Here is an 8,203-nt window from a genome sequence, read left to right as displayed (position 1 = left end):
GGTGGGGCTCCGCGTCGGGCCTCCGCCGCCCCCCCCCCCCCCCCCCCCCCCCCCCCCCCCCCCCCACAACCGTGGGTCATGCAGCCGGGTCAGGCGCCGGCCGAGCCCAGCCGGACTCGCAGGATCCGCAGCGTCTCCGGCTCCATGTTGTCCGGCCCGAGGACCAGGCTGGCATGGCCGCCGTGCCAGAAAAGCCGTACGCACACCCATTCACCGACCACGCGGGCGTCCCGGGGTTCCGCGGCGTGGAGCGCGCCATCACGATCAACGACAAGCCAGCCACCGTCGGGCAGCCACTGGGCTGCCGTGATCCGTGGGTGACGTTGCTGGTGGACGCGCCACAGGCCAAAGGCGAGCGCAGCGAGGGAAAGCGCCATCCGGGCGGCAACGGGGAGTTCGGTGGGCCACGGCGCCATGGCTCCTGCCACGACGATGCAGAGCAGCAGCAGGCTCAGCCTGGCCGACGGGCGTGCCTCAAAGGTGATGCCTTGTGCGGATGTCATCGATGATTGCCTGCCAGTCGTCGCGCGGGGCGTGGGCATGGCCCATCACCCAATCCCAGAGATCGGGATCCTGCACGTCGAGCAGTTCATCGAATGCCAGCCTGGCCGCCTCATCCGCGTCGGCGAAGCGCTCGTCGAGCCACCAGCCGAACAGCTGGTCGAGTTCGCGGGTACCGCGGCGGGTACGCCAGCGCAGGCGCTTGAGGCGGGCTTCTTCCATGTTCCAGGAACCTATTACGTCGTAGGAGCCCACCCTGTGGGCGACATCTTTTGCGAAAGCACCACAGACCCTGTGGCGGCTCTCCTAAAGGCGTCGCCCACAGGGTGGGCTCCTACGGGGTTACGTCGCCTAGTCTCAGGCCGAGCGGCGCTGGACGATCAGCTTCTTGATTTCCGCGATCGCCTTGGCCGGGTTCAGGCCCTTCGGGCAGGTGCGGGCGCAGTTCATGATGGTATGGCAGCGGTACAGCTTGAACGGATCCTCGAGATCGTCCAGGCGGTTGCCGGTGTCTTCATCACGGCTGTCCACGATCCAGCGGTAGGCCTGCAGGAGGATGGCGGGACCGAGGTAACGGTCGCCGTTCCACCAGTAGCTCGGGCACGAGGTCGAGCAGCAGGCGCACAGGATGCACTCGTAGAGACCGTCGAGCTTCTTGCGGTCTTCCGGCGACTGCAGGCGCTCCTTGTCGGCCGGGGCCGGGCTCTGCGTGCGCATCCACGGCTTGATCGACGCGAACTGCGCGTAGAAGTGCGTCAGGTCGGGCACCAGGTCCTTCACCACCGGCATGTGCGGCAGCGGGTAGATATTGATGGTGCCGTTGCTGCCGCATTCCTCGATGGAGCGCGTGCACGCCAGGGTGTTGGTGCCCTGGATGTTCATCGCGCACGAACCGCAGATGCCTTCGCGGCACGAGCGGCGCAGCGAGAGCGTCGAGTCGATCTCGTTCTTGATCTTCAGCAGGGCGTCCAGGACCATCGGGCCGCACGTATCGAGATCGACCTCGTACGTATCGGTGCGCGGGTTCTGGCCGTCATCCGGCGTCCAGCGGTAGATCTTGAAGGTGCGCGTATTCTTCGCGCCCTTCGCCGGGAAGTGCTTACCGGCCGTGATAGTGGAATTCTTGGGTAGCGTGAACTCTGCCACGATTGCCTCTCCGGTCCGGTATTAGTAAACGCGCTTTTTCGGCGGCACGACTTCGACTTCGTCCGTCAGGGTGTACATGTGCACCGGACGGAAATCGAATTTCGAGCGGCCTTCCTCGTCGATCCAGACCAGCGTGTGCTTCTGCCAGTCGTGGTCGTCGCGGTCCGGGAAATCCTCGCGGGCATGCGCGCCGCGGCTCTCGGGGCGCTGGTTGGCCGAATGCATGGTGGCAACGGCCTGGGCCAGCAGGTTCGAAAGCTCCAGGGTCTCGATCAGGTCGGAGTTCCAGACCAGCGAACGGTCGGTGACCTTCACGTCCTTGAACTTCGAGAACACCTCGGAGATCTTGCTCGAACCTTCCTGCAGGGTTTCGCCGGTGCGGAACACGGCGGCGTCGTTCTGCATGGTCTTCTGCATCTCGGCGCGGATGGCGGCCGTCGGCGTGCTGCCGTTGGCGTAGCGCAGCGCGTCGAAGCGGCCCAGGGCCTGGTCCAGCGCATTCGCCGGCAGGTCCGGATGGGCCGTGCCCGGCTTGATGACCTTGGCGCAGCGGTTAGCCACCGCACGGCCGAACACCACCAGGTCGAGCAGCGAGTTGGAGCCCAGGCGGTTGGCGCCGTGCACCGACACGCACGCGGCCTCGCCGATGGCGAACAGGCCCGGCACCACGGCATCCGGATCGTCACCGAGCTTGGTGACCACTTCGCCGTGGTAGTTGGTCGGGATGCCGCCCATGTTGTAGTGGACGGTCGGCAGCACCGGGATCGGCTCCTTGGTCACGTCGACGCCGGCGAAGATGCGCGCGGATTCGGCGATACCCGGGAGACGCTCGCCGATGACCTCGGGACCGAGGTGCATCAGGTTCAGGTGGATGTGGTCCTTGTTCGGACCCACGCCACGGCCTTCGCGGATTTCGATGGTCATGGCGCGGCTGACGACGTCACGCGAGGCAAGATCCTTCGCGTTCGGCGCGTAGCGCTCCATGAAGCGCTCGCCCTCGGAGTTGGTGAGGTAGCCACCTTCGCCGCGGACGCCTTCCGTGATAAGGCAACCCGCGCCGTAGATACCGGTCGGGTGGAACTGCACGAACTCCATGTCCTGCAGCGGCAGGCCGGCGCGCAGCACCATGCCGCCACCATCGCCCGTGCAGGTATGGGCCGAGGTGGCGCTGAAGTAAGCACGGCCGTAGCCGCCCGTCGCCATGACCACGGCGTGGCCGCGGAACAGGTGGAGCGTGCCTTCGTTCATGTCGAGCGCGAGCACGCCGCGGCAGACGCCATCCTTGTCGAAGATGAGGTCGATCGCGAAGTATTCGATGAAGAACGTGGCGTCGTGTGCAAGCGCCTGCTGGTACAGCGTGTGCAGGATGGCGTGGCCGGTACGGTCGGCCGCGGCGCAGGTACGCTGCGCGGTGCCCTTGCCGTAATGCGTGGTCATGCCACCGAACGGACGCTGGTAGATCTTGCCTTCTTCCGTACGCGAGAACGGCACGCCGTAATGCTCGAGTTCGATGATCGCCGGGATCGCTTCGCGGCACATGTACTCGATGGCGTCCTGGTCACCGAGCCAGTCGGAGCCCTTGATCGTGTCGTAGAAGTGGAAGCGCCAGTCGTCTTCGCCCATGTTGCCCAGCGCGGCGGAGATACCGCCCTGCGCGGCGACGGTGTGCGAGCGCGTCGGGAACACCTTCGTGATGCACGCGGCCTTGAGGCCTTTTTCGGCGAGGCCGAACGTGGCGCGCAGGCCAGCGCCACCGGCGCCGACCACGATCACGTCGTACTTATGTTGTTGGACCTTGTAGGCTTCCATGGATCAGCTTCCGAGCGCGACACGCAGCACGGCCAGCACGCCCGTGAGCGCGGCAAGTACGGCGATGAACTTGATGAGGACCAGCGAAGCCACTTCGAGCCAGCGGGTATGGACGTAGTCTTCGATGACCACCTGCAGGCCGAGCACGGCGTGGCGGAACATCGTGACGATGAAGGCGATGGCCAGCACGGCGTTCCAGGGCTTTGCGAGCGTGGCGCGTGCCGTGGCGAAATCGGCATGCAGCAGGCCGAGCAGCGTGCAGAGGAACCACAGGGTCAGGAACACGAGGCCGAGCGCGGTGACGCGCTGGAGCATCCAGTGGCTGACGCCTTCCTTCGCGGAGCCCAGGCCGCGGGCCCGGGCGAGCGGGTTGCGCAGGTCCTTGCTCATGCGTGGCCTCCGGTGAGCACGTAGGCCCAGACGGCGATGGTCAGCACGATGGCGACCACGATCGCGGTCCAGCTGGAGCGGACGAACGACTCGATGGCGTAGCCCTTGCCCGTGTCCTGGACCAGGTGGCGGATGCCGTTGGCCAGGTGGTAGAAGAACGCCAGGGTCCAGCCGATCAGCACCAGCATGCCAAAGGCGCTGCCGGCACAGGCGGTGAACGTCGCGTAGGCTTCAGGGCCGGCGGCGAGGGACGCGAGGCCCCAGACGATAAGGAGGCTACCGACGGCAAGGATGATGCCGGTGGCGCGATGCAGGATGGAAGAAACCATCTGCACTTGCCATTTGTAGACCTGGAGGTGGGGTGAGAGCGGTCGTCCCGTTTGTGCCATGGCGGCTATCCTGGATTGGAATCGCTGATGCCCAACTAGCCCTCGCACGCCTTCCGGTCAGAAGTCGATGCAGCGTCCGTTCTTTTCCCAATCACCGTAACGGGTGGGATCCAATGGCGCTTTCTCGACCCCTGGCACACCGTTCGTGGGGACGACCGGCGGTACGAGCGGTTTCGCGGGAGCGGAATCGTTCGACTTTTCGGGCGCTGAGGGATGGTCGGACATGGTTATAAAACTCTAAAAGCGTAATACCTGTGCCTGTTCAGCACAACCTTGACTAACCCGGCAAGGCTTGGTTTGGCCTTGGCCTGACCGTATATCTTACTCCTCCCTCCCCTTCCCCGCGCCCCCATGCCGAGCCGTACCACTCGCCCCATCACCCTCGCCGGCCCCGATGCCGCCGCCTTCGCCAACGCCCAGCTGAGCAGCGATGTCCTTGCCCTGGCCACCGGCCGCTGGCAATGGAGCGGCTGGCTCGACCCCAAGGGGCGGGTCCGTGCGCTGCTCCAGGTCGCACGTGTCGCCGACGACCGCTTCGTCATCGTGCCGCGCGGTGGCGATGGCGAACGCCTCGCGAACGACCTCAAGCGTTTCGTGTTTCGTTCGAAGGTAACGATCACCCTGCACGACGCACGCTTCATCGCCGATGGCGACGCATGCGACGACATGCATGCGATCGAAGGCAACGACGCTTCGCTCGTGCTTGGTGAAGGCGATGCATCGATACATATCGGTATGCGCGACGACGGTGATGCATGGATCGCACGACATATCGAAAAAGGATTCGCGTGGTTGCCCGATGAAGCACTCGACGCGTTGTTGCCACCTGCACTTTCAATGGAACGACTGAATGCGGTGTCGTTCAACAAGGGTTGTTTCCCGGGCCAGGAAATCGCTGCGCGCCTGCATTTTCTCGGCGGGCACAAACGTCACCTGCGCACGGTGCGACCCGATGTCGCGCTTACGCATGGACAATCACTGCGCATTGACGGACGTGATGTAGGCATCACGCTGATGCACAACGAATCCGTAGAACGCCCTATATCGCTTGTCGTATTGGAAGATGCCACGGCTCAGTCGGAAACTCTTGAAATTGACGGCGTACGCCTACACGTCTTGTCGACGTTCGCTGCGTGAGGTTACGCGCAGTTTCGTAAAAAATAGTTTCTGAACAGCGTGAGCCTAAGCTGAATCGTGCCGCATCTGCACTTGCGTAAAACGTGATGCGCCACTAGTCTCCGCCGATCCCATTGCGTGGCCATGGTGTATCGCCATGGTTACACCCGCGACGATCCGTCGACGATGACGGTTCTGGCGCGACCCGGCGAAAGCCGGTGGATATTGAACTGCGCGCCGCCTTAGAGTGCGCTGTAGCCGACGGAGCCGCCGCCATCGCGATGCCGCTCCCTTTCGGCGAACCCCTACCGGGAGGCTCCGGACAGCCGCCCAGTACAGTCACAGTGTGTGACGCCCGAAGCATTCGTGTTCAACCGCTTACCCCAGCGGATGCATTCGGTTGGTCCAGGTAGTAACGGCCTGCCCGCCCGTCTACCGCCCGTACGTCCCCCATGGCTCTTCCAAGAGACGCCGCAAGTGACGGAAAAGCTCGTTGGAGGCAGAAACACATGAAACTCTCAGCATTGCTCTGGATGGCGTCCGTCCTCCCGAGCCACCTTGCCGACCAGACGTGCCTGGCGACGACGGTGTACCTCGAAGCACGTAGCGAACCGACCATCGGGCAGTATGCGGTGGCCGAAGTCGCCCTCCGCCGGCGTGATCGCGGCATGGGTGGCAAGAATGTGTGCGACGTCGTTTCCGCGCCGCGCCAGTTCGCTATCACCACCACGCCGAAGGATTTTGAGGTCACCGACCTCGTCTCCTGGACAAAGGCATGGAAGATCGCCGGCGACTCGCTCAATAACTGGAGCCTGCCGAAGAGCGAACGCCGGGTTTATGTTCCGCAGGCGGATCACTTCGCCACCGTTGCTGTCGCACCCACATGGTCCGCCAGCCGCATCGTCCGCAAGATCGGCGACCACGCGTTCTACGCCGTGAACTGACGAAGCGCTACACAACGTGGGGAAAAGGAATCGGAGCGGGCAGCTTGCGATTCCCGGGAAAAAGGGGCCCTCGGACGAGGGTCTTTTTTTTGGCCAAAAAAAACCTGCCGCAACGACAGGTCTCGATATACACGATGCCGTAGGAGCCCACCCTGTGGGCGACATCTTTCGCGAAGGAGTCGCGTGACTTGCGGCGTTACGGCGAAAGGCGTCGCCCACAGGGTGGGCTCCTACGTATGGACGTCTAGACGGCTACATGCGGTACACGTGGTCGCCGCGGATCTCGACGTAATCACCGCGGCGAAGCTGCGGATCCTCCGCCTGCGTCACGACGGCGGAGCGGCCATCGTCCAGGCGGATCCGCACCTGCCAGGCGATATCCTGGCCATTGCGCTTGCCCACCTGGTTGCCGACCACGCCACCGACCACGGCACCACCGACGGTCGCGGCGGAGCGGCCATCGCCCTTGCCGATCGTATTGCCCAGCAGGCCACCGGCCACCGCGCCGATCACCGCGCCAAGCGGCGAGGACTGGCGGTCGGTATAGATCTGCTGCACGTCGTCCACGACGCCGCACTGCGCACAGCGACGCGAACCGCCACGGTCGTCGTAAACCACGCGATCCTCGCGATATACCCGGCGCGGCTGCTCATAGCACGCTGTCAGCGACAGCGGCACGATGGCGGCGGCGACGAGGCCAAACTTACGGACGATGCTATGCATGGGGATACGCCCTCGCGATGGATCGGGATGGTTACTGGCGGGCGTCGGAAACGACCGAGACGCCTTCCTGCACTTCAACGCGATCGCCCGGGTCGTGGTCCATGCTGATCGAACGGGTCACGCCGTTGTATTCGTAACGCACGTCGTAAGCCACGATCTTGTCGCCGCTGGTGCCCGGCACGGTGCTGCACTTACGCACGGTGCTGGTGACGGTATTCGTCTCCTGGCGACGCTCCTGGATCTCATGGCCGGCGTAACCGCCACCCACGGCACCCGCCACGGTGGCGAGCGTGCGGCCCTTGCCGCCGCCGATCTGGTTGCCGAGCAGGCCGCCGGCCACGGCGCCGATCGCCGTACCGGCGATCTGATGCTGGTCCTTGACCGGTGCACGGCGGGTCACGACCTCGTCGTGGCACTCCTTCTGGGCCGCCGTCGCCGCCTGGCGCACGGGGTCGACGCTGACCACGCGGGCGTACTTCGGACCGGCCGGCTCGGGCGCGGCTGCCGGCGCAGAGGCCGGTGCCGGCGCATTGGCCACATCGGCGTTCGCATCGCGGTTGCAGGCAGAAAGGCTCAGCACCAGGGCCGCGCCCAAACCGGCGTTCAGGACGGAAATCTTCAACCTGCTCATAACCCTAATCTCCACTGGATAGTGCGGCGTCCTACCGGGGCAACAACGCCCCGAAAGTTCGTAAGAACGCCTCGTAGACATTTGACAATCGTTAAACTGAACGACGCCTTAGACTGACCCCACCAAGCAAAACGGCAGCAAACCGGATGCATGACCTGATCGATACCCACGCCCATCTCGACGACAGCTCGTTCGACGCCGATCGCGGCGCCATGTTCGAACGCGCCGCCCAGGCCGGCGTGCGGCGCTGGATCGTACCGGCGATCGATCGCGGAAACTGGGAGGCCATCGACCGTTTGTGTGCCTCGCGTGAAGGGGTGCATGCGGCCTACGGGCTGCACCCTATGTTCCTCGCCAGCCATCGCGATGAACATCTCGACGAGCTCCCCAACTGGCTCACGGAAAAGCGCCCGGTCGCCGTCGGCGAGATCGGGCTCGATTTCTACGTGGAAGGGCTCGACCCCGAACGCCAGCGCGCGATCTTCGAGCGCCAGTTGCATATCGCGAAGGAACACGATCTCCCGGTGATCGTGCACGCCCGTCGCGCCTTCGAG

The 8,203-nt window shown here is 64.6% G+C and carries 12 protein-coding genes; 3 read left to right on the top strand and 9 right to left on the bottom strand.

Features of this window, described 5'->3' with window-relative positions; all coding sequences use genetic code 11:
• Positions 1–89: 89 nt before the first annotated feature.
• From ACTHLF_RS05875 to ACTHLF_RS05845, 7 genes are all read right to left on the bottom strand, one after another.
• On the bottom strand, positions 90–503 hold the full coding sequence (locus ACTHLF_RS05875) for a hypothetical protein (protein WP_440325669.1): 414 nt from the start codon (positions 501–503) through the stop codon (positions 90–92).
• Positions 475–723: a succinate dehydrogenase assembly factor 2 gene (locus tag ACTHLF_RS05870; RefSeq protein WP_440325667.1), complete on the bottom strand. Its 249-nt coding sequence runs from the start codon at positions 721–723 to the stop codon at positions 475–477. The genes ACTHLF_RS05875 and ACTHLF_RS05870 overlap by 29 nt, the downstream gene beginning before the upstream one ends.
• Positions 724–858: 135 nt before the next feature.
• Complete coding sequence (locus tag ACTHLF_RS05865; RefSeq protein ID WP_247336199.1) at positions 859–1,647, bottom strand: succinate dehydrogenase iron-sulfur subunit; 789 nt, start codon at positions 1,645–1,647, stop codon at positions 859–861.
• Between the two features lie 21 nt (positions 1,648–1,668).
• Positions 1,669–3,456: a succinate dehydrogenase flavoprotein subunit gene (gene sdhA, locus ACTHLF_RS05860; RefSeq protein WP_440325665.1), complete on the bottom strand. Its 1,788-nt coding sequence runs from the start codon at positions 3,454–3,456 to the stop codon at positions 1,669–1,671.
• A gap of 3 nt (positions 3,457–3,459) precedes the next feature.
• A complete protein-coding gene (gene sdhD / locus ACTHLF_RS05855) occupies positions 3,460–3,846 on the bottom strand; it encodes a succinate dehydrogenase, hydrophobic membrane anchor protein (protein ID WP_440325664.1) in 387 nt (128 codons plus the stop codon).
• On the bottom strand, positions 3,843–4,235 hold the full coding sequence (sdhC, locus tag ACTHLF_RS05850) for a succinate dehydrogenase, cytochrome b556 subunit (RefSeq protein ID WP_440325662.1): 393 nt from the start codon (positions 4,233–4,235) through the stop codon (positions 3,843–3,845). The genes sdhD and sdhC overlap by 4 nt, the downstream gene beginning before the upstream one ends.
• 57 nt (positions 4,236–4,292) lie before the next feature.
• The gene (locus ACTHLF_RS05845; RefSeq protein ID WP_440325660.1) at positions 4,293–4,460 is read right to left on the bottom strand and encodes a DUF1674 domain-containing protein; all 168 of its coding nucleotides are present in this window, start codon (positions 4,458–4,460) and stop codon (positions 4,293–4,295) included.
• Between the two features lie 126 nt (positions 4,461–4,586).
• On the opposite strand from ACTHLF_RS05845, the gene ygfZ reads away from it, so the two are divergent.
• Both ygfZ and ACTHLF_RS05835 read left to right on the top strand, forming a co-directional pair.
• Positions 4,587–5,372 carry a CAF17-like 4Fe-4S cluster assembly/insertion protein YgfZ gene (gene ygfZ / locus ACTHLF_RS05840; protein WP_440325659.1) on the top strand — a complete coding sequence of 262 codons (786 nt, stop codon included), beginning with the start codon at positions 4,587–4,589 and terminating at the stop codon, positions 5,370–5,372.
• A gap of 488 nt (positions 5,373–5,860) precedes the next feature.
• Positions 5,861–6,295: a cell wall hydrolase gene (locus ACTHLF_RS05835; protein ID WP_440325657.1), complete on the top strand. Its 435-nt coding sequence runs from the start codon at positions 5,861–5,863 to the stop codon at positions 6,293–6,295.
• 252 nt (positions 6,296–6,547) lie between these two features.
• On the opposite strand, the gene ACTHLF_RS05830 is transcribed toward ACTHLF_RS05835, so the two are convergent.
• Both ACTHLF_RS05830 and ACTHLF_RS05825 read right to left on the bottom strand, forming a co-directional pair.
• Positions 6,548–7,018 carry a glycine zipper 2TM domain-containing protein gene (locus tag ACTHLF_RS05830; protein ID WP_440325655.1) on the bottom strand — a complete coding sequence of 157 codons (471 nt, stop codon included), beginning with the start codon at positions 7,016–7,018 and terminating at the stop codon, positions 6,548–6,550.
• Positions 7,019–7,049: 31 nt separating this feature from the next.
• Positions 7,050–7,649, bottom strand: a complete 600-nt coding sequence (locus tag ACTHLF_RS05825; RefSeq protein ID WP_440325653.1) for a glycine zipper 2TM domain-containing protein — start codon at positions 7,647–7,649, stop codon at positions 7,050–7,052.
• Positions 7,650–7,795: 146 nt separating this feature from the next.
• Between ACTHLF_RS05825 and ACTHLF_RS05820 the strand changes: the two genes are divergently transcribed.
• A partial coding sequence (locus ACTHLF_RS05820) for a TatD family hydrolase (RefSeq protein ID WP_440325652.1) occupies positions 7,796–8,203 on the top strand: 408 nt, incomplete at its 3' end.

The organism is Luteibacter sp., assembly GCF_051958795.1.
GTDB lineage: Bacteria > Pseudomonadota > Gammaproteobacteria > Xanthomonadales > Rhodanobacteraceae > Luteibacter.
Note: the sequence above shows the minus strand (reverse complement) of the source record. Positions and strands in the feature narration are given on the sequence as shown.